The 19,145-nt window shown below is 51.5% G+C and carries 20 protein-coding genes; 8 read left to right on the top strand and 12 right to left on the bottom strand.

Annotation, left to right across the window (positions count from 1 at the left end; translation table 11 throughout):
• Positions 1 to 39: 39 nt before the first annotated feature.
• From PspCFBP13509_RS09615 to PspCFBP13509_RS09585, 7 genes are all read right to left on the bottom strand, one after another.
• Positions 40 to 804: an ABC transporter ATP-binding protein gene (locus tag PspCFBP13509_RS09615; protein WP_137201186.1), complete on the bottom strand. Its 765-nt coding sequence runs from the start codon at positions 802 to 804 to the stop codon at positions 40 to 42.
• 16 nt (positions 805 to 820) lie between these two features.
• A complete protein-coding gene (locus PspCFBP13509_RS09610) occupies positions 821 to 1,531 on the bottom strand; it encodes an ABC transporter permease (protein ID WP_068933319.1) in 711 nt (236 codons plus the stop codon).
• Positions 1,528 to 2,256 carry an ABC transporter permease gene (locus PspCFBP13509_RS09605; RefSeq protein WP_137201185.1) on the bottom strand — a complete coding sequence of 243 codons (729 nt, stop codon included), beginning with the start codon at positions 2,254 to 2,256 and terminating at the stop codon, positions 1,528 to 1,530. The genes PspCFBP13509_RS09610 and PspCFBP13509_RS09605 overlap by 4 nt, the downstream gene beginning before the upstream one ends.
• A gap of 55 nt (positions 2,257 to 2,311) precedes the next feature.
• Positions 2,312 to 3,094 (bottom strand): transporter substrate-binding domain-containing protein, encoded by a 783-nt coding sequence (locus tag PspCFBP13509_RS09600; RefSeq protein ID WP_101220338.1) that lies wholly within the window; start codon positions 3,092 to 3,094, stop codon positions 2,312 to 2,314.
• 543 nt (positions 3,095 to 3,637) lie between these two features.
• Complete coding sequence (locus tag PspCFBP13509_RS09595) at positions 3,638 to 4,570, bottom strand: AEC family transporter (protein ID WP_137211963.1); 933 nt, start codon at positions 4,568 to 4,570, stop codon at positions 3,638 to 3,640.
• On the bottom strand, positions 4,567 to 5,733 hold the full coding sequence (locus PspCFBP13509_RS09590; RefSeq protein ID WP_137211962.1) for a pyridoxal phosphate-dependent aminotransferase: 1,167 nt from the start codon (positions 5,731 to 5,733) through the stop codon (positions 4,567 to 4,569). Before PspCFBP13509_RS09590 ends, PspCFBP13509_RS09595 begins: the two co-directional genes overlap by 4 nt.
• Before the next feature lie 94 nt (positions 5,734 to 5,827).
• A complete protein-coding gene (locus PspCFBP13509_RS09585; RefSeq protein WP_122461172.1) occupies positions 5,828 to 6,712 on the bottom strand; it encodes a LysR family transcriptional regulator in 885 nt (294 codons plus the stop codon).
• A 176-nt stretch (positions 6,713 to 6,888) separates the two neighbouring features.
• On the opposite strand from PspCFBP13509_RS09585, the gene PspCFBP13509_RS09580 reads away from it, so the two are divergent.
• The 3 genes from PspCFBP13509_RS09580 to PspCFBP13509_RS09565 all read left to right on the top strand — a co-directional run bounded on the left by PspCFBP13509_RS09580 (position 6,889) and on the right by PspCFBP13509_RS09565 (position 11,073).
• Positions 6,889 to 7,278 (top strand): DUF2946 domain-containing protein, encoded by a 390-nt coding sequence (locus PspCFBP13509_RS09580; protein WP_122461174.1) that lies wholly within the window; start codon positions 6,889 to 6,891, stop codon positions 7,276 to 7,278.
• Positions 7,279 to 7,387: 109 nt separating this feature from the next.
• A complete protein-coding gene (locus PspCFBP13509_RS09575; protein ID WP_122461176.1) occupies positions 7,388 to 9,469 on the top strand; it encodes a TonB-dependent receptor in 2,082 nt (693 codons plus the stop codon).
• 665 nt (positions 9,470 to 10,134) lie between these two features.
• A complete protein-coding gene (locus PspCFBP13509_RS09565; RefSeq protein ID WP_224265958.1) occupies positions 10,135 to 11,073 on the top strand; it encodes a GlxA family transcriptional regulator in 939 nt (312 codons plus the stop codon).
• A 93-nt stretch (positions 11,074 to 11,166) separates the two neighbouring features.
• Here PspCFBP13509_RS09565 and PspCFBP13509_RS09560 read toward each other — a convergent pair whose 3' ends face one another.
• Entirely contained in the window at positions 11,167 to 12,150 is a 984-nt protein-coding gene (locus tag PspCFBP13509_RS09560; protein WP_137211961.1) for a GlxA family transcriptional regulator, read from the bottom strand.
• A 132-nt stretch (positions 12,151 to 12,282) separates the two neighbouring features.
• Between PspCFBP13509_RS09560 and PspCFBP13509_RS09555 the strand changes: the two genes are divergently transcribed.
• Positions 12,283 to 13,173 carry an MBL fold metallo-hydrolase gene (locus PspCFBP13509_RS09555; RefSeq protein WP_012723712.1) on the top strand — a complete coding sequence of 297 codons (891 nt, stop codon included), beginning with the start codon at positions 12,283 to 12,285 and terminating at the stop codon, positions 13,171 to 13,173.
• Positions 13,174 to 13,273: 100 nt separating this feature from the next.
• Positions 13,274 to 13,816, top strand: a complete 543-nt coding sequence (locus PspCFBP13509_RS09550; RefSeq protein WP_043205215.1) for a cysteine hydrolase family protein — start codon at positions 13,274 to 13,276, stop codon at positions 13,814 to 13,816.
• 150 nt (positions 13,817 to 13,966) lie between these two features.
• Here the strand turns inward: PspCFBP13509_RS09550 and PspCFBP13509_RS09545 are convergent, their stop codons facing one another.
• The gene (locus PspCFBP13509_RS09545; protein ID WP_052308660.1) at positions 13,967 to 14,203 is read right to left on the bottom strand and encodes an IclR family transcriptional regulator domain-containing protein; all 237 of its coding nucleotides are present in this window, start codon (positions 14,201 to 14,203) and stop codon (positions 13,967 to 13,969) included.
• 55 nt (positions 14,204 to 14,258) lie between these two features.
• The gene (locus PspCFBP13509_RS32130; protein WP_370636183.1) at positions 14,259 to 14,585 is read right to left on the bottom strand and encodes an IclR family transcriptional regulator domain-containing protein; all 327 of its coding nucleotides are present in this window, start codon (positions 14,583 to 14,585) and stop codon (positions 14,259 to 14,261) included.
• 59 nt (positions 14,586 to 14,644) lie between these two features.
• Between PspCFBP13509_RS32130 and PspCFBP13509_RS09540 the strand changes: the two genes are divergently transcribed.
• Positions 14,645 to 15,313 carry an FUSC family protein gene (locus tag PspCFBP13509_RS09540; RefSeq protein WP_012723710.1) on the top strand — a complete coding sequence of 223 codons (669 nt, stop codon included), beginning with the start codon at positions 14,645 to 14,647 and terminating at the stop codon, positions 15,311 to 15,313.
• 21 nt (positions 15,314 to 15,334) lie between these two features.
• On the top strand, positions 15,335 to 15,676 hold the full coding sequence (locus PspCFBP13509_RS09535) for a carboxymuconolactone decarboxylase family protein (RefSeq protein ID WP_043205211.1): 342 nt from the start codon (positions 15,335 to 15,337) through the stop codon (positions 15,674 to 15,676).
• A 399-nt stretch (positions 15,677 to 16,075) separates the two neighbouring features.
• Here PspCFBP13509_RS09535 and PspCFBP13509_RS09530 read toward each other — a convergent pair whose 3' ends face one another.
• Complete coding sequence (locus tag PspCFBP13509_RS09530) at positions 16,076 to 16,348, bottom strand: DUF1652 domain-containing protein (RefSeq protein WP_224265959.1); 273 nt, start codon at positions 16,346 to 16,348, stop codon at positions 16,076 to 16,078.
• A 53-nt stretch (positions 16,349 to 16,401) separates the two neighbouring features.
• A complete protein-coding gene (locus PspCFBP13509_RS09525) occupies positions 16,402 to 17,715 on the bottom strand; it encodes a methyl-accepting chemotaxis protein (protein ID WP_012723707.1) in 1,314 nt (437 codons plus the stop codon).
• A 311-nt stretch (positions 17,716 to 18,026) separates the two neighbouring features.
• On the opposite strand from PspCFBP13509_RS09525, the gene PspCFBP13509_RS09520 reads away from it, so the two are divergent.
• Positions 18,027 to 19,001: a helix-turn-helix domain-containing protein gene (locus tag PspCFBP13509_RS09520; RefSeq protein ID WP_012723706.1), complete on the top strand. Its 975-nt coding sequence runs from the start codon at positions 18,027 to 18,029 to the stop codon at positions 18,999 to 19,001.
• Positions 19,002 to 19,145 lie beyond the last annotated feature (144 nt).

Here is a 19,145-nt window from a genome sequence, read left to right as displayed (position 1 = left end):
GCTAATGAGCGACCGAAGAGTCGCTCGAAGGCATAGCGGTTACTTGAGGTTGCCGCTAAGGAACTGCTGCAGGCGCTCGCTCTTGGGGTTACCCAAGACATCTTTAGGTAAGCCCTGCTCTTCCACGAGTCCTTGGTGGAGGAACAACACCTGACTCGACACCTTGCGCGCGAAGCTCATCTCATGAGTCACCATGATCATGGTTCGACCTTCTTCGGCCAGACCCTGGATAACCTTGAGCACCTCGCCGACCAATTCTGGATCAAGCGCCGAAGTCGGCTCGTCGAACAACATGATCTCAGGCTCCATGGCCAAAGCCCGAGCGATAGCGACCCGCTGCTGCTGCCCGCCAGAGAGAAAAGCCGGATACTGGTCGGCAACGCGAGACGGCAAACCTACCTTGTCCAGATACCGCCGAGCACGCTCCTCAGCATCTTTCTTGCTGATACCCAGGACGCGGCGTGGAGCCATCGTGATGTTGTCGAGCACGGTCATGTGGCTCCAGAGGTTGAAGTGCTGGAACACCATCGCAAGCCGTGTGCGCAGCCGCTGCAGTTCAGAAGCGTCGGCCACATGCATGCCGTGGCGGTCATGCATCATGCGAATCGGCTGGTTATCCAGGCCCATGGCGCCGTCGTTGGGCGTTTCCAAAAAGTTGATACAACGCAAGAAGGTGCTCTTGCCCGACCCGCTGGCGCCAATCAGGCTAATCACATCGCCGGTCTTGGCGTTTAGGGAAACGCCTTTGAGTACTTCGTGGCTGCCATAGCTTTTATGCAGGTTTTCAACGGTCAATTTGTACATGTTCAAACACCCTGAATTAATGAGCCGGGCCGAGGAAAGACAGCCAGCGGCGTTCAGCCAGACGGAACAGGCCAACCAGAGAGAAAGTGACTGCGAGGTAAATCGCGGCGGCGATACCGAACGACTGGAATGTCAGGAACGTTGCCGAATTGGCATCCCGGGCGACCTTGAGAATGTCCGGCACAGTCGCAGTGAACGCGACTGTGGTCGAGTGCAGCATCAGTATGACTTCGTTGCTGTAGTTCGGCAGCGATCGGCGCAGCGCAGATGGCATGATGATGTAGGCATACAACTTCCAGCCGCGCAGTCCGAATGCCTTGGCCGCTTCGACCTCGCCGTGATTCATGTTACGGATCGCCCCGGCGAAAATTTCCGTGGTGTAGGCGCAAGTGCTCAAAGCGAAGGCAAGAATGGTGCAGTTGATTGCATCGCGGAAGAATGCGTCGAGCATGGGTTGCGCGCGCACCGCTGCAAGGCTGTAGATACCGGTGTAGCAGATCAGTAGCTGTATATACAGTGGCGTACCGCGAAACAGATAAGTGTAGAACTGTACCGGCCAGCGCACCCATACGTTGCTTGAGACCCTGGCAATCGACAGCGGGAGTGCCATCAAAAAGCCCAGGAAAAGCGAAGCACTTAGTAGCCACAGGGTCATCGCTAACCCGGTGATGTGATAGCCATCGCTGTAGAGGAAAGGCTTCCAGTATTCCTGCAGAAGTTCGATCATCGCACGGCCTCCCGGGTGCCTGCGGCATAGAGGATTTCCAGCCGGCGCAAGACGTAGTTCGATGCAGTGGTGATGACCAGATAGATCAAGGCCGCCAGCACCAGGAAAAAGAACAGTTGATAGGTGGTCTTGCCGGCGTCTTGAGCCACTTTCACCAGGTCGGCCAACCCAATAATCGAGACCAACGCGGTGGCTTTGAGGATGACCATCCAGTTGTTGCCGATACCCGGTAAGGCAAAACGCATCATCTGCGGGAACAGTACGTAGCGGAAACGCTGCGCGCGGGTAAGGCCGTAAGCAGTGGCCGCTTCCATCTGGCCACGCGGCACGGCGAGGATGGCGCCTCGGAAAGTCTCAGTGAAATACGCACCATAGATAAAGCCCAGCGTGATCACGCCGGCACTGAATGGATTGATCTCGATGTAATCCCACCCTAAGGCTGAGGTCAGCTGGGTGAGCCAGGTCTGTAAGCTGTAGAAGATCAGCAGCATCAGAACCAGATCCGGCACTCCACGAATCAGCGTGGTGTAGGCCTGTGCAGGGACGCGCAACAGCGCCGACGTTGAAAGCTTGGCACTGGCACCGATCAGGCCGAAAATCACGCTTAGCAGCAAGCAAAGGAAGGATAACTTGACCGTCATCCAGGTGCCTTGCAGCAAAAGTGGGCCAAAGCCCTTGAGGCTGAAGCCCGACAGCCCCAGCATCTGCAATAGGTTTTCTAACATGGGGAAGCCCTTCGTCAATCAGGAAAACGCCCATCCGTGAATGGGCGCAGCGTCGTTATTTGCCGCTGTAAATATTCTGATCACCGAAGTGTTTCTTTTGGATGGCCACGTAGGTGCCGTCGTCGTGGAGCGCCTGTATGCCTTTGTTCACTAGGGCTTTAAGCTCGGCATTGCCTTTGAGCAGACCGATCGCCGTTTTTGCTGGCAGCAGTTCGTGATGGACTGGCTTGCTCACTTCAAAGTCAGCGCCTTGCGGGGACTTCAGGAAACCCATTTCAGCTTGCAGCATGTTCTGAATCGAGGCATCGAGGCGACCCGTGACCAGGTCAGCATAAACCTGATCCTGGTTGGCGTAGGCCTGGGTTTTTACCCCGGCCTTGTTCAGCACGGCCTTGGCGTAGGCCTCCTCGGTGGTGCCTTGTTCATAGCCAACGGTTTTGCCAGCCAGCGTCGTGATGTCTTCGCTCAAGGCCGAGCCTTTCTTAAAGACGAAGGATGTTGGCACCGAGAACAATTCGTTGGAGAAATCGATGACTTTTTCCCGCGAAGAAGTCACGGTCATGGCAGAAATCACGCCGTCGAATTTATTGGCCCTGAGGCCAGGAATCATCCCGTCGAAATCACTTTCTACCCATTTGCACTTGACCTTCAGTTCAGCGCAAATCGCGTTACCCAGATCAATATCAAAGCCCACAAGGCTGCCGTCGGCGGCCTTGGATTCGAAGGGTGCATAGGATGGGTCGACTCCAAAGCGCAACTCCTTGTACTCCTTGGCAACGGCAATACCAGCCGCCGCGCACAGAGCCAATACTGATAAGGTCAAAATAGATTTTTTCATTGTTTTTATTCCTAATAACCAACAGAAGCGCTTGGGGCGCACGAGTACAGTTATGGAGCGCGTGTGGCATTACGCTGAACACACAGCCCCCAGGTTGCGGACAAACGTGTCGAGACACATGGTCGACTCTAGCGCGCAAATACATACTTGTACAGACAGGCCTAGGCAATCAGTCATCCTTTGATCTGATCGATTCCTTTCTGGGGATTTAGAAGACGCTAGAATTGCCTGTAAATAGGGGTTATCGGAGGTTTTTTCTCTAGAGGTCAGGAGGACAGTCAACCTCTTTAATCTCGATATGCGCCATGTGGCTGAGTTCGGGAGATGGCGTAGGCGGTTGGAGGCGGATCAGCATCGACCTATCGCGGACATGATCCTGAAGCCCCCTCGGCGACCCGGATGACTCCAAGCTCGAGATAGAATCTGAATTCGTACTACTGCCACAATCTCGGCGTAATAGAAGAAAAAAACGGATACGGCTCAAAAGTGGTGCGCGAAACATCCCGCATCAGGACGGCATCGTTGAACGCTTTTCGTAAATGCCTAGAAGTCAATCCATTGGGTCATTACCACTATGACAATGGGAAGAGCGACGCCTGCGAGAAGGGTTTGGCAAGCAATGATCCCAGCCATAAGCGGCGCATCTCCACCCAACTGTCGCGCCATGATGTATGAGGATGAGGCAGTGGGCAGTGCTTGGAACAGGAGTGCTGCAACGGCAGCCTTTCCTTCAAGCCCGAACAGATGACAAGCCCAAAGCGTAACCAGTGGCATGATTAAAAACTTGACCAGCGACGAGTAGCCCACCGGGCGAAGCCATTGCCTCATGCTCCCGAATTCAAGCGCGGCACCCACGCAGAGCAGACCGAGCGGTAGTGACGCTTGCCCCAAGGCCTTAAGCATCGGCTCAATACCAACTGGTAGTCCCAAGCCCAAACCCTGTAACAATCCGCCTGCGCAGCAAGCTAATACAAGGGGGTTCAGTGCCAATTGCTTGAGGACTTTGCTCAAAGGCATCCTGCCGCCTGATCCGTACTTCGCGAATACCAGCACGCACAGGATGTTCACTGTTGGCACTATCGCCGCGTTCGCGACGGCGGCCAGGGCTATGCCTTGCACTCCAAACAATCCCGCCGCTGCAGAAACGCCGACGTAATTGTTGAAGCGTATGCCACCCTGAAAAACAGAAGTAAATGCGGCATTGTCCTGAGTGATTAGTGCTCTTGCGCCCAACAGCATCAGCGATACCACAACAGTCGACAACACGAGCACCGAGACCATGCTTTGAAAGGGCACCCCATCAAGCTTGGCGGTCGCGAGTCCGTGAAAAAAAAGAGAAGGAAGCAGTACGTAATATGCCAAGCGCTCTGCCTGCGCCCAAAAGTCATCCGCCAGAAATTGATGACGTTTGAGCCATACGCCCAGCACGATCAATAATGCGATGGGCAACAAGGCCGTCAACAAAGAGAGGGTCATACACTTGCCTTAATTTTCTGCACTAACCGTTCACATCCTGCAATCAGGATTGACTCATCAGTGGCGAATGAAAGCCTGAGATGCCCAGGCATCCCGAAAGCGCTACCGGGAACGGTGGCTACTCCTTCTTCGAGCATGGTGAGCGCGAAAGCCTGATCATCCTTGATCGTTTTGATACGAGGCAGCAGGTAAAACGCACCCTCCGGACAAGCGATATCAATCGCTTCGCAGGCCCTCAACACGTGTAGAGCAGCATCACGCCGCTGTCGATAAATTGCATTTCGCTCGCCCACCAACGCTTGAGGCCCAGTCAATGCGGAAACCGCCGCCAACTGGCTCAGGGTGCTGGTCTGAGTACAGTTCTGTGATTGAACCGAGCTGATCGTCGTGATCAATGACGTTGGCCCACACCCCCACCCCACTCGCCAGCCGGTCATTGCGTAAACTTTAGATACGCCATCCACGATCAGGATACGGTCTCTCAAATCAGGCGCCACCGCCGCCAACGTTTGGTAGGGATCATCCGTGTAACGAATTTCTGAATAAATGTCATCTGATAGCACCATCACCCCTGGATATCGACGCAGCACTTCGGCGATGGCCAACAGTTGCTCACGTGAGTAGAGCGCTCCTGACGGGTTGCCCGGCGCATTCAAGACGAGCCACTTGGGCGACGTTGCCCGGCTAAGCGCTGCATCCAAATGCTCTGCAGTGAGGCGAAAACCTTGTTCTCTTGTAGTCGAAACAATCAGCGGTCGCGCGCCGCACATCTTGATCATGGCGGGATAACTCGCCCAATAGGGCGCGGGCACGATCACCTCGTCGCCACTTTTGAGGGTCGCTTGAAAAGCGTTGTAGATGATTTGTTTGGCGCCACAGCCGACGGCCACTTGATCATCGGCGTAATCGAGGTTTCGAATTTCTTTCATGCGCATTCGGATCGCGCGACGAAGTGGTTCAATACCGTTAGACGGTGAGTAGGTCAGGCGACCGCTGAGCGCAGCGTGCGCAGCTTCAAGAACGTGTGGCGGCGCGTTGAAGTCTGGCTCGCCCAATGTCAGGTCGATGACATCCCTGCCCTGCGCTCGCATCAACGCCGCTCGCTTTGCCATGATCAGGATAGGAGACTGCAGGATATTGTCTGCGGTAGGTGGAGTGCTCATGTCGCCCTCAAGAATGCGTCTGGATGGGCACCACGATAAGAAGTCGGACTCTAAAATAAAAACGATTTAAAATTCAGCAAACAACAAGTATCACTCATGGGTCGGTGTGCGGAGAATAAGCTTTCACGGCGTTCGCCAGGGCTGAAGCCAATCGCCTAAGCGGACGCTCTTCGCGCTCCAGTAATACAACGCGCCTGGTTTTTTGAGGCGTGCCGAACGGCTCAAAGGCGAGTGTGGTCAGGCTTTCGACTTGTTGCTGAGCGAGAGGAATGATGGATACTCCAAGTCCGCTTGAAACCATCTGGATAATCGCATCTTGGCTATCAAGCTCCATGCTGGTCTGCACCCGCATCCGCATAGTGCGAAGCTCCCGCTCAATGGTTCGACCCGCCCAGGCACGACGATCAAAGCGAATAAACGGCTGACTTTTGAGAAGAAGCTGCAAGTCCTCATGCGCGAGTGACACAGGCGCGATGATCCAGAAACCTTCCTCGTAAAGCACCGTGCTCACCAGGCCATAAGGGTGTGGTTTCACCGGCTCTGTGGTGATCGCAACATCTAGTTCGCCCGCTTCTACGCGCGTGGCCAACTCAGCAGACATGCCCGACGCAACAGTGATGCGCAGGTGCGGATGCAGGGCGCGCAATGCAGACAGTGCGAGGGGCAAAACGCCTGCCAGTGCTGTTTGGATGGCGCCGATTCTAAGCCTGCCCCGTAACTCGCTGTCGCCGCCAAGCTCAGAGGAGATGCCGTCATACAAGGCTAGAATTTCTCTCGCGCGCTCCACGGCGATATGGCCCGCATCCGTCAGTACCGGCAACCGTCGTGAACGGTCAAACAGGAGCGCGTTGAAATCCTCCTCCAACGACCGAACATGAAGGCTGACCGCTGACTGGGTGAGATGAACGGCGTCCGCTGCTCTGACGAAAGAACCGTGTTGGGCAATAGCAAGCAGTGTTCGAAGTGCGCGTAGAGACATAGCCATCATCCAACAAGTTGATGAGCGAGCTTACCAGTTGGTGCAGGCGTCTTGTTTGGACGCAGAGATCTTCCCTGCGATCCAATATGACCTGTGGCGAAATAGCGCACCCAGGAAAAATTTACTTCACTCTTTAAAGCGGGCTAAATAGTTGCCCCTTCGCGGCGATTTCATTTATGAGCTCGTTGAAACGTATCCGTCCCTGGATTGCCTGTCTGGCTGTCCTGCTCAATCTGTTCGCTATGCCGATGAGTCGTGCGATACAGGCACCAGACGTGCGCCTGATGCTTTGGGGTGGTTTTTGTTCAGGTGGGAACTTGAGCGCCCTTCCTGCAGACCTCGGCAAAGTAATTGATGCCCTGCAGCTGCCGCAATCGAAACCTGTCATGCAGCACGGCGACTGCTGTTGTGGTCATGCGGGACTTGCAGCGTTACCGTCCAACTACTACCGGCACTACCTACCGCCGTACACCCCCAATACCGCCCTCGAAAATCCTGAGTTGCCCACGCTACATCCGAGAGTTCGTTGGCCAAGCCTAAGTCCACGCGCATCCCCTTTCGCCTGATCACAACACCGCTGACCTCATGCGGTGCTGCTCTCTTTAAATCCTTCTAGCGGCCTGCGATGGACGCTGAACGCCCTTAAAGTTTCTTGATCATCAGGAAGTGCGTGCTATGCCTGCTTCAACCACTTTGCGCCCTGCAAAGGCATTGTCTGTGTCCCGCCCCCTTTGGCCCCTGCTTTCAATAGGCGTGCTCGCGTTGAGCCCGCTGTCAGTGGCATTAGCTGAAGCCAGCAGAATCGAAAATTCAACCCTGACCCTAGGTGCGGTCAGCATTCAGGGCTCGGCAAGCGGCCCTTTGAGTACCAGCAACGTTCTCAGCTCGGTGGATATTCTCGGAGGAGACATCCTCGAAAAAATGCCAGTAAATTACAGCTGGGAACTGTTCAGTCGCGCACCGGGTGTCATGCTCACTGAATTCAACCAAGGCACGACCTCAGGGAAAATTTCCTTCCGTGGCTTTAACGGTGAAGGCGAAGTGAATGCCGTAAAGCTTTTGATCGACGGCATTCCGAGCAACAGCAACGACGGCAATATGCCGTTCATGGACATGATTTTCCCCATGGAGCTGGACAGCATTGAGGTGGTGCGTGGCACCAGCGATGCGCGTTATGGTCTGAACAACATTGCCGGCAACGTCAACATGCTCACCCGCACAGGTGGCGACTACAACAAGGCGCGGCTGCGTTATGGAAGCTTCAATACCCAAGAAGCACAGCTGGCCAAGGGAATTGAGAGCAGCAACTGGACTCAGAATTACTTTTTCGCCTATCAAAAATCTGATGGCTACCGGGATCATGCCGAAGCCGACAAGTTTTCAATGTCTGGCAAATGGTTCTACACGCCGGACGATGACAGCTACCGTATCGGCCTTATTGCTCGTCACTACGAAACTGAAGCTCAGGAGCCAGGTTATCTAAGAGAAGACGATGCACGTCATCACCCGGAAATGACCAACAGCTTCAACGCTACTGACAAGGGTACGCGTCGCATGAACCAAGTCAGTCTGCATTTTGATACAGACCTGGCTGATAACCTCGCTTGGTCAGCGAAGACCTACGTCAACACCTTCGATGACAGGCGTTGGACGCAATACTGGAGCACCAGCGCTCAACAGGAACGCGACGCTTACGAGACGCAATATGGCGCGCTAACCTCCGTGACCTGGCGACCGCAAGTCAGCTGGCTTTACGACTTCGCCTTGGAAGGAGGCGCAGACGTACAGCAGCAGCAAAATAAAAGTGAGCGCTATCGCACTAGAGACCGCACACGTCTAGCTACCACCCGCGACCAACAGTTCGACTTCGACACCTACGGCGCTTATGTCCAGGCAGAGATCAAACCTTTCGAGTCTCTGAAGATCGTACCCGCCTACAGGGTCGACAAGATCCAGGGCGACTTCACTAATGAAATGACCGGCACAGATTACGACATCAACGACTACGGGCTGATCAAGCAGCCGAAGATCAGCGTTGTCTATTCTCCCTGGGACGTTGCCAGCTTCTATGCGAACTGGGGACGTACCTTTCAAGTGGGCACCGGGGCGGCGGCTTACAAGATACCTCCCCGGGATACCGATCTGGCACCCTCGATCAACGAGGGCTGGGAAACCGGAATCAAGTTCACGCCGGATGACTGGGTAGACGGGCGCGTTGCTTATTGGCAGCAAGAGGCCTCGGGGGAAGTTAGTCGAAGGCTGAACGACCCAAGCGGCGAATCCGATAATGTTGGTGAAACACGGCGCTGGGGTTACGACTTGCAGATGAACCTGTATCCGAACGAACGCACCAATATCTGGATGGCCTACTCTTGGCAATATTCGAAAATACTCCAGCCGAGTGCCACGTTGCCTAACAGCAAAGGTCAGGAAATCGACCACATCCCGCATCACCTCTACAACGCGGGAATCAGCTACGACGCGACACCAGCATTACATCTGACGGCCTGGATGAACGGCCAGACCAATTACTACCTAGAACGGGAGAATAAAAAAGGGACGTATGGCGGTTACGTGCTGATGAACCTCGGCGCAACATACAAAGTGACACGATCAGTTAGTGTCGACTTACAGCTGAAAAACCTTACAAATCGTTATTATGAATATGCTTGGTATGACCCGGACGGTGCCCAGGCATCCCTACATTCCCCGGGTGATGGCCGTGCGCTTTACACCGGAGTGACTTTGGACTTCTGAGGAGGAATTCTGTTGAGGCCTATTAGGCCTCATCAGCTCCAAGGAATGCGCGTCTTCCTCACCGCAATCCGATTAACTAAGAGAAAGCTGGTTGGTAACTAATCGCCTGAGAAATCTATATGTATTAGGCTCATTCACTGTCGCATTCGAATACAATCTTACGCGATCTAGAAGCCAACAGCTTAATCAGTTCTTGCAGTTGACATGATCGAAAATGAGCATGCATAGATTGTTCGTCGCGCCAAAAAAATTCGATTATCCAACTATTCGATTCGGCGACCTTCCTCAACTCACATCCTGCAACACCTGAAGAACCAATCTCCAACAGCCCAAGAATATTACAAATCTTATCTGCAAATTCATCATCCATGTTCACTTCGAACCCCATAGCGCTCTTCATAAGCCCCGACATAAAACCAATCTCCAAATCGAAAAAATAATTAGGCCGTGCGAATTACCAATACATCGCACAAGGATGTTCAAGTTACTAAATTTATCCCTAGGTGAGATTGGGCTATGCTGCAGCGTTCTAGGTTAAAGTTACGATAGACGAAAATAAGTTAAAAACATGACAAAAAATTGATGATTTCTGCCAAAATCACCAGAACCCACAAGGTGCTCTCCCGGAAGGTGTAACACAAATGCTTGTAAGATCTGTTCAGTTCATGACTTATCCCGAAGTTAGCCTTCTCGACTTAGCAGGCCCTTTGGATGTTTTTATTGCGGCTAACCACTTTGCAGACCCGGATCATCCCCCCTACTCCTTATCGATCCTTTCTTTAAGTGGAACCACTGAGATTTTCTCTAATTTCTCATTAAACGCTGCGGTTTTGGGAGCGGAAACACCGGGAGCGCACACGCTGATCGTCCCAGGCGGGCCTGGCATCCACAAATTTTGTGATCATCCAAAGTTTTTTACACATTTTGTAAGACATGCTGAAAATGCAAAGCGTCTAGTTTCCGTTTGCACGGGGGTATTTGCGCTAGCGAGAGCTGGAAAACTAAACGGGCGACACGTTACTACTCATTGGTCTGCCTATGACAAATTGGAAACAGACTTTCCATTTGTAAACGTAAGGCGCGGCCCTATATTTATTAATGACGGGGACTTATGGACTTCAGCGGGTGTTACTTCCGGGATCGATTTGGCGTTATCAATGGTTGAAGCCGACTTGGGGCATTCTGCTGCACTCGAAGTAGCACGACATCTGGTTGTTTTTTTAAAACGGCCAGGAGATCAAGATCAGTTCAGCTCATCTTTGACGTTACAGTCAAAAAGCAGTCAATTCTCAGATCTTCACGCTTGGCTAAATAGCAATCTTAATAGCGATTTATCGATATCTTCACTAGCAAATTTTATGAACATGAGTGAAAGAACTTTTGCACGTAAATATAGTGAAGTCACAGGTAGCACGCCGAGTAAAATGGTCGAGCAGATTCGCCTAGAAACGGCTTGCCACTTACTTGTGACGTCAAACTCGCCACTCAAAGCAATCGCCAATAAGTGTGGGCTAGGTGACGAGTCAACGTTTATTCGTAACTTTACAAAAAAATACTCCGTCACGCCCAAGGAATATCGAGAGCGGTTTAAGCCGCTTCTCTGAAAGGTTTTTCACATTAAGCGGCGGACTGAATACTATACTAACTTAGTATTTATATATTAAGCGTAATATCGAGCTTGATTCTTGGAAAAACATCTAGTTCGCTATTTTTTTCTTCCAATTTTTTTCACGGAAAAACATTCGCCGATACTCAGAAGGCGACGTGCCGAGGTGCACAGCGAATTGCTGCCTCAACGATAAAGGCGTTCCAAATCCTGCCTCACCGGCTACACATTCGATAGGCAGGTCAGTCGTTTCTAACAGCTCCTGCGCTCTGACAACGCGTTGAGCATTCAACCACTTTGAGACGGTACTGCCAGTCGATTCCCTGAATCGACGAGTGAAGGTGCGCCTACTCATTTTCGCCATGTCCGCCATTACGTCGAGCGACAGATCACTGGCCAAATTCATACGAGCCCATACCAGCACATCAGACAAGTGAGTCTCGCTGGATAGCTGCGGCACAGGATGCTCAACGTATTGAGCTTGGCCGCCCTGCCTGTGCGGCGGTGTCACCAGCATTTTTGCGGTTCGATTCGCTACATCGGCGCCGAGCCGCTGCCGTACCAAGTGAAGGCAACAATCTATTGCCGCAACGGTTCCTGCAGAGGTAATGATGTTGCCATCACTTACATAGAGCACTTCAGGCCTGAAACGAACTTCTGGGAACCGTCGCCCAAACTCGTCTCTGACTGCCCAGTGAGTGGTTGCTTCTTTGCCATCAAGAAGCCCGGCCTCGCCGAGCACGAATGCTCCCAGACATAACCCGACGATGAGCTTTTCCTGGAAATTTGCACGTTGTAAGGCTTGCACAAGCTTTGCAGACGCTGCGACCGAATGATCACCCCACGCCGGAATGACAATTACGTCGGATGCCTCCATCAGTTCCAGGCCATGATCGACCGCTAAGCCTATGCCTTGGTCGCTTATCACCATTCCCGGAGCCTCTGCACAGTAACTGACCTCGTAATGAGGTTCACCGGGTGCAGATTGAGCTGTTCCAAGCACCATTCCAGGGACGGAAAGATGAAACAGGCTGACTCCGTCAAAAGCCAGAACAGCAACGCGTGTGGATTGCATCAGTCAGCCTCACATTCGAGAACAGCGCAGGTTTATGGCCTGATTATATCGCAATCTGTCATTCAGGCCACTGTTGAGTCCCAGAGTATTGGGCAAGAATGGAGTCACTGATGCAATAACAGGATTAACGAGATGAACTTTAAAACACTTCCAATCGCCCTCGGCCTTACCTGCACTGCCGCAACCTCTTCGGCATTTGCGAGCTCCGACACTCCCAATTCCCCGGACGCGGCCCATAAAGTCGACTTACAGCAAGTTCGCAACGCAACGGTAAAAATCTCCTACGGCGGCACGACCTTTCTGATCGACCCGATGCTGTCCAAAAAGGGTACCTACCCAGGATTTGAAAATACCTACCGTAGTGACCTGCGCAATCCCTTGGTTGATCTGACTGAGTCGCCCGAAAAAGTGATCTCTGGTGTAGACGCCGTCATCGTCACTCATACGCATCTTGACCACTGGGACGATGCCGCACAGAAAGCGCTGCCTAAAGACATCCCGCTGTTTACGCAGCACGAGGAGGATGCGAAGTTGATCCGCTCCCAAGGCTTCAAAAATGTGCGCGTACTGACTGACGAAGCTGAATTCGGCGGCGTCAAAATCACCAAGACCGGTGGTCAGCATGGCACCGACGAAATGTATGCAGTACCCGCTTTAGCGAAGCCTCTTGGCGAAGCAATGGGCGTTGTTTTTCAAGCTCCAGGCTACAAGACCCTTTACCTGGCCGGTGACACTGTCTGGCGTAAAGAGGTCGACCAGACCATTGAGAAATATCATCCCGAAGTCATCGTACTGAATGCCGGGAAAGCAATGATGACCGGCTATAAGGGATCGATCATCATGGGCGAGGAAGACGTTCTACGCGCCTCAAAGGCTGCGAAGGACGCGAAAATCGTCGCAGTGCACCTGGACGCAATTAACCACATGTCTCTGACTCGTGACGAGCTACGCACATACGTCAAAAAGCAAGGTATCGAGAGCCGGGTCGATATTCCGGAAGATGGCGCTTCACTGGAGTTCTGACTCAAACCTTTTGGGTTCGGAATAAGGCAGGTGCTCTACCTGCCGATCTGAGCCTTCGTCACCCATTCCCTATGCTCGGATAATTGACCGGAGATCGTTCATGAAACGTGGCCTTGTAGTAGTTGATCTGCAAAACGAATACCTGCCCACTGGCAAGCTGCCTTTGACCGGCATCGACACCGCTGTCGAGAATGCTATCCGAGTGATCAGCCACTTCCGTGATAAGGGGTTTCCTGTTTTCCACATACGACATGAGTCCGCTGAAGGCGCTCCGATCTTTGCGAAGGGATCCAAGGGTGCGGAAATTCAACCAGATGTAGCTCCACAAGGTAATGAACCTGTAGTCGTAAAAAAACACATCAACGCCTTCAGAGAAACCGATCTGAAACAGCAGTTGGAAGCCGCTGATGTCCAGGAAGTCGTAGTCATAGGCGCGATGAGCCACATGTGCATCGACGCAGTAGTTCGTGCGGCGGTGGACATGGGCTATCCGGTTACTGTGCTGCACGATGCCTGCGCGACCTTGGATCTCAAATTTGGTGGTGTAAACGTTCCAGCCGCTCATGCACATGCAACGATGATGGCAGCCTTTGAGTTCGGCTACGCCACCGTCAAATCGGTGGACGAGTACCTGTCGGCCTAACCGCGCGACGACTTGACTTTGCGGGGCCCCATGGGGCCCTTGCTTTCATCATCAACGCACTAGCAATTTGATGGCGCCGGCAACGAGTTAAGCATTCATCGCCTTAGATTCAGACGGACTATACCTTGTCAGGATCGTCCCGCTTGTGCGCTAGCCGACTATACCGATCTCTTTGAACACTCCAGCCTTGCAAGGCAATAACTCCTCAATGTAGGTATCGCGAGCCCTTTCGAAACGAAATGTAGGGATTGGCATTGAGATTGCAAAACGGCCTAACACTGTATCCAGCGCGACAGCTGTCGTGGTGATGCCCTCGATGAGTTCACCGTGATCGCTTGAAATCCCGGTTTTGCGAATATTGTCCAACTGTTTCAGCAGCGTCAACAATACTGCCGTCTCCTGCTTCGTAGCGATTTCAGCTGCAAACAGAGCCTTAACGTCCTCATTTTTTGTCTAGAGCCAAGAGCGCCCGTCCAACAGATGTCCCATACAACGGGGTATCCAATTGGCCAAGACGTGGCACCACCTGTAACTCACGATCAGCAACAACACGGTCTCCAACGATCAGTTGGATGCCGGCAGGCCTCGAAAATACAACCGTCTCTTGAACCACCTCGCTCAGCTTATGCAGCCAAGGGCGAACGACAGTCATGCGGTCGACATGGGCATTCGCGACAAGCCTTAACAAACCCGCCCCGAGACTGATTCCTCCGGCTCCTTCACTCCGAATCATTCCCTGCTCTTCCAGCGCTCCTACGATGCGCTGCACCGTTGAGCGAGGCAGATCTACCGCCTGGGCTCACTTGTTTTCCTAAGCGCTATCGGGGTATGGACTCTGTCAGGAGAACAAGCCGCACTCATCATGATGATCGTGCTACCTGTCTTGCTCTCCCAGGCATTCTCCTCACACCCAGTGCCACGCGTGGCAACCGCCAAGTTACTGGGGGAGCCTTGATCGCCATCCCTGTCGCTATCCTGTTTGTACTCAGTTCGCTTGCGCAGGGTTCGGGCGATTTCGAGATGTTGATCCTGGTGCTTTCTGCGCCTCTTTTTCTGGGGCTGATGAGCATGACGTCACCGACACTCGCCCCCTACGGGCTTGGTTTCTGCCTCACCTTGGCTGTGCTTGTTCAGCCGAGCAACTACATGACATTTGCAGTCGATCAATGCCTGTCCACGGGACTGGGAATCGCAGCGGGCCTCGGCTTGCTGTACGCAGGGTTTGATCTGTTAGGGCCGCCCAAGGCCACATGGCTGCAGCGACGAATTATCAGAGCACTTAATTCCGACTTGGAAAAAATGCGGAAAAAGCGATTGTCAGTCAACTGGCTTACACAACGTGCGGCTGAGCGTCTGGCCTTTCTCGCTGCATACGAGCCGCCATCGCCGGTCGGTAGGAAGCTGACACAGCGTGGGCTTAAAGTATTTGAGTCTGGCCACCGCATGACCGTGAACTCAATCAAGCAGCACCAAGCATCAAATTCCACGCTCCAATAATGAATTTAAAGGTATACAAAAATGCACAACCATCAGGCTGATGCTAACTTCGTGCGAGATCTCCAAGAGGCTGCCCCCGAAATGGTCGCGGCATTTTTCAACTTTGACAAAGCTGTATTCAACAAGGATGTCGGTAGCCTGAATTTAGCCACGCGGGAATTAATCGCTGTTGGCGTAGCAGTGACTACACAGTGTTCTTCTTGCATTACCGACCATGCGAAGCGAGCCATCAGCGCGGGGGCGTCGAAGCAAGATGTAGCCGAGGCGATCATGGTAGCGACAGCGCTTCGAGCGGGTGGAGGGATTACCCATGGATGGCAAGCGATGAAAGCTGCCCATCAAAGTGATGAGTCACGACGCTAAAGCAGTATTCGTCTGGGTACGTTTCAAAAAAACGCTATCGGATCGAAGCTGCGCATCGCGGCAATCCGATCTTTGCACAGAAATAAAACGTGATGTGGACTTGCTTGGCGTGCCCGACCCTTCGAGTCTGGAAAAACATATGTGAGGCATTCAATCAGTCCATTAATGCAAGTTAGAGCTTACCAAACGAGGTCATTCTCATCTAATCACTTCACTCGAAAGTAATGGGTGCCAAACACACGGTGGGCACGCATAAGTATAGCACGGGATGTCTCCCACCCGACTTTATCGCCTTTTACCAAACAATTTCGGTCGCTCCGGGTAAATCGGTATGAATATTTTACCGTGAGCAGAATGAAGGCACACGAGCGGAAAGAATGTCGGGGTATGGAAAAAGACTTATCTCCTACCGATCTGAGAGAACGAACGTCGGCAAGCGTCGATCTCAAAGCTCAGCTCTTCGATCAGCGACGAAAGTGCGGAACTGGACGCAAGGATATCACCACGGACAGCGGTAACAAGAAGATCCACACGACCAGAACAAGGTTCGTAAAGTTTGATAGTAAGGGTGCCATCTGCGCTCAATGTACAATCGCACGAAAGTGGTCGAAAAGCCGACTCAAGAGCCTTTCGCAACTGAAGCGCAGAAATTCCTGCTAGTATTTTTGACACCCGGAGACGCCCTATCAGAGGGTCTACTAAACTCAACCTATAATAGATTGCTTTCAGTCACATTTAGAAGCAAACATGCTCACCGCCTCAACCGCATCGCTTGTTCCCCTTTGGATTTGGGATATAACCTCTCCCGCTTGATCAGCCAGCATCACGCCGCGCTGTGCACGATCGCGCGTAGAAACCATGCTCGCCACCGCGTCGCGTGTCTCAGTAAGAATTCTACCGATCATTTCTGCAATTTCCGCTGTAGAGCGGCTTGTACGTCCCGCCAGCTGTCTGACTTCATCCGCCACTACCGCAAATCCACGACCTTGGTCACCGGCACGTGCTGCCTCGATTGCAGCATTCAGCGCAAGTAGGTTGGTCTGTTCAGCGATACCCCGTATAGTGTTGACGATAGCCGTTATTTGCTCCGATCTATCCCCCAACTCTCCAACCAATCGCGCAGATATTCCAATGCTCTCAGCTATTGAGCGCATCTCAATCGCTGTCTCGTGAATGACCTGCGCTCCTTGTTTTGCAACTCGCTCAGTTTCAGCGGAAATATGGTACGCACGTGATGCACCTTGGGCATCTTCGCCAATTTTCTCAATGCGAGCTGTAATGTCGCTAGCAAATTTTATAATCTTGATTAACTTCCCATCACGATCGTAAACAGGATTATAACTTGCCTCTAGCCAGACCGTTTTGCCGCTCTTGGCTATTCTTTTGAATTGGCCGCTAAAAAAATCGCCCGCATTCAGGCGTCGCCAAAAATCAATGTATCCTTCTGTGCGCGTCAACTCCGGCTCACAAAACAAACTATGATGCTTCCCTTTTAATCCGGACACATCATAACCCACAACATTTAAAAAGTTCTGATTTGCACATATTATATTTCCACATGTGTCAAATTCAATAATTGCCATCGCCCTGTCAATCGCATTCAATTTCGCGCGCAATTCTGAATCTCGAGCGACTTGCTCCGTTACATCAAAGGCGAATTTTATTATTTTTTCGACTTTCCCAGATGCGCCCAACAGTGGGCTATAAGTGGCTTCAATCCAAATAACTTCACCATTCTTCGTAATCCGAGGGAAGGTGCCAGACAATGACTCTCCTAACTGCAGCCTCTGCCAAAAAGAAGGATATTCAGGGCTTCGGCCAAAGCTCGCCAGGCAAAAGTCTTTGTGCGTTTTGCACAAAATCTCGTCAGCATGATAACCAAACAAGCGCAAAAAATTATTATTCGCACTTGCCACATTTCCCTCTGCATTAAACTCAATGATAGCCGTTGACCGATCAAGAGCCACAAACAATTCGTTAAGCTCGCTGCTTTTAGCTTCCAAATCGGATAGTTTTCTTTTCAGTGCTTTATTAAACATGATCAGCCCTTAGTAAATGATAACGAAATGAATAGTTATTGCGCAAAACCTAATGGATAACTCTCTACCCCTCAAGCTCAATCCACACCTAATTGTCAACTAGCCATTGGGCTAAAAATAGAGGGCTACCGTCAACTCGCGACCAGGATAAATATGACTTTTTATAAACACCAGCAACAAAAAAAATAATTCTGCGCTTTTCTTTAGTATTGCGCTTTTCTTTGATTATCAATTCAAATGCAATAAAAACGGAATTGAATGCAGGGCGGGGCAAAAGCTATAATAGAATTTTCTGTGACCACGAATGAATGATGGATATCTACGGCGCTAACAAACTACATTTTCATGACATAGGGGATGCGTCAGAGCACTTCCAAAGCTACGATAATTTCATGTCGATAACTCCGGGTTTGAACGGGACGCTAGACTATGAAAAAAGGTTTTGTGTTATGGGCACGTCATTCGTAAGTCTTTCTTATAGCCAGTCTGGATGGGGATATAGAACGTCGAACGAACTGGATGGTTTCTCTATTACAGTTCCACATTCTGGCTTTATGCAATGGCGCAACCATAATGGAATACACAGGGTCGAGCGAGGAGCTCTCGTAATCGCTGACCAGAGAGAAATATTTCTCGCGAATTATGCCGAGGGAATAAACTACACAACGATATATATTTCCAACGCTGACATGGCAAAACAACTTACCTTGATCTTAGGCTACTCCCCTAAATCGAGAATTTTTTTCGACCAAAGAACAAGCGAACGATGGCAGATTAATTCTATCCAGAGACTCGTAGAAACCATTTTAGATTTTTCGGAAAAATCACCAATATTTGTAAAAAGAGTTGCTGACAGCCTAAAAGAAAGCTTGATAGGTTTTTTTCTCTGCAACTTTCGTAACAATTACACTTTGAGTATCCTGGGCCCCAAAAGATCCATCACGCTTACGCCTCACTTAATCAACATGGCTGCAGAATACATGGCATCCAGTGTAGACCCACACTTAACCGTGTGCGAAGTCGCCACCCATGCAGGCCTTAGCGTTCGCTCTCTGCAAATGGGGTTTAAGAAATTTAAGAACACTACGCCTATCGTCTTTTTGCGAGAGCAGAGACTGGAAAAAGCGAGGCGTATGTTAAACATGGAGGATAACTCCCTCACTCCAAAAGAAATTGCATACGCGTGTGGCTTCACCAATTATCAATCCTTTTGCAAATACTACAGTCTTAAATATTTCATTCATCCTTCGTTCATAGGACAGCCCTCTCTTCGTAAGAAATCGTGACACACACGGGTTTATTAGGTGCAAGTAAGTTGAGAGAGGTGATTGGTGGCGGCTGGAAGATCAGCGAGCACGCAGCGGCGGCTCCTGGGCTTTGCTGCGGGCTCACCTAGGGTACCGCGCCTGGTACGCATTCCAATAAAGCAG

Origin of the sequence: Pseudomonas sp. CFBP13509 (genome assembly GCF_005233485.1) — a bacterium.
GTDB classification, from domain to species: domain Bacteria; phylum Pseudomonadota; class Gammaproteobacteria; order Pseudomonadales; family Pseudomonadaceae; genus Aquipseudomonas; species Aquipseudomonas marginalis.
Note: the sequence above shows the minus strand (reverse complement) of the source record. Positions and strands in the feature narration are given on the sequence as shown.

What these genes read in the sequence shown, in the direction of transcription:
- PspCFBP13509_RS09520 (WP_012723706.1), top strand. Translation starts at nt 18,027, where the DNA reads ATGGATATCTACGGCGCTAACAAACTACATTTTCATGACATAGGGGAT.
- PspCFBP13509_RS09585 (WP_122461172.1), bottom strand. Translation starts at nt 6,712, where the DNA reads ATGTCTCTACGCGCACTTCGAACACTGCTTGCTATTGCCCAACACGGT.
- PspCFBP13509_RS09610 (WP_068933319.1), bottom strand. Translation starts at nt 1,531, where the DNA reads ATGATCGAACTTCTGCAGGAATACTGGAAGCCTTTCCTCTACAGCGAT.
- PspCFBP13509_RS09540 (WP_012723710.1), top strand. Translation starts at nt 14,645, where the DNA reads ATGGACTCTGTCAGGAGAACAAGCCGCACTCATCATGATGATCGTGCT.
- PspCFBP13509_RS09595 (WP_137211963.1), bottom strand. Translation starts at nt 4,570, where the DNA reads ATGACCCTCTCTTTGTTGACGGCCTTGTTGCCCATCGCATTATTGATC.
- PspCFBP13509_RS09580 (WP_122461174.1), top strand. Translation starts at nt 6,889, where the DNA reads ATGAGCTCGTTGAAACGTATCCGTCCCTGGATTGCCTGTCTGGCTGTC.
- PspCFBP13509_RS09575 (WP_122461176.1), top strand. Translation starts at nt 7,388, where the DNA reads ATGCCTGCTTCAACCACTTTGCGCCCTGCAAAGGCATTGTCTGTGTCC.
- PspCFBP13509_RS09560 (WP_137211961.1), bottom strand. Translation starts at nt 12,150, where the DNA reads ATGCAATCCACACGCGTTGCTGTTCTGGCTTTTGACGGAGTCAGCCTG.
- PspCFBP13509_RS09600 (WP_101220338.1), bottom strand. Translation starts at nt 3,094, where the DNA reads ATGAAAAAATCTATTTTGACCTTATCAGTATTGGCTCTGTGCGCGGCG.
- PspCFBP13509_RS09550 (WP_043205215.1), top strand. Translation starts at nt 13,274, where the DNA reads ATGAAACGTGGCCTTGTAGTAGTTGATCTGCAAAACGAATACCTGCCC.
- PspCFBP13509_RS09535 (WP_043205211.1), top strand. Translation starts at nt 15,335, where the DNA reads ATGCACAACCATCAGGCTGATGCTAACTTCGTGCGAGATCTCCAAGAG.
- PspCFBP13509_RS09555 (WP_012723712.1), top strand. Translation starts at nt 12,283, where the DNA reads ATGAACTTTAAAACACTTCCAATCGCCCTCGGCCTTACCTGCACTGCC.
- PspCFBP13509_RS09605 (WP_137201185.1), bottom strand. Translation starts at nt 2,256, where the DNA reads ATGTTAGAAAACCTATTGCAGATGCTGGGGCTGTCGGGCTTCAGCCTC.
- PspCFBP13509_RS09590 (WP_137211962.1), bottom strand. Translation starts at nt 5,733, where the DNA reads ATGAGCACTCCACCTACCGCAGACAATATCCTGCAGTCTCCTATCCTG.
- PspCFBP13509_RS09525 (WP_012723707.1), bottom strand. Translation starts at nt 17,715, where the DNA reads ATGTTTAATAAAGCACTGAAAAGAAAACTATCCGATTTGGAAGCTAAA.
- PspCFBP13509_RS09615 (WP_137201186.1), bottom strand. Translation starts at nt 804, where the DNA reads ATGTACAAATTGACCGTTGAAAACCTGCATAAAAGCTATGGCAGCCAC.
- PspCFBP13509_RS09565 (WP_224265958.1), top strand. Translation starts at nt 10,135, where the DNA reads ATGACTTATCCCGAAGTTAGCCTTCTCGACTTAGCAGGCCCTTTGGAT.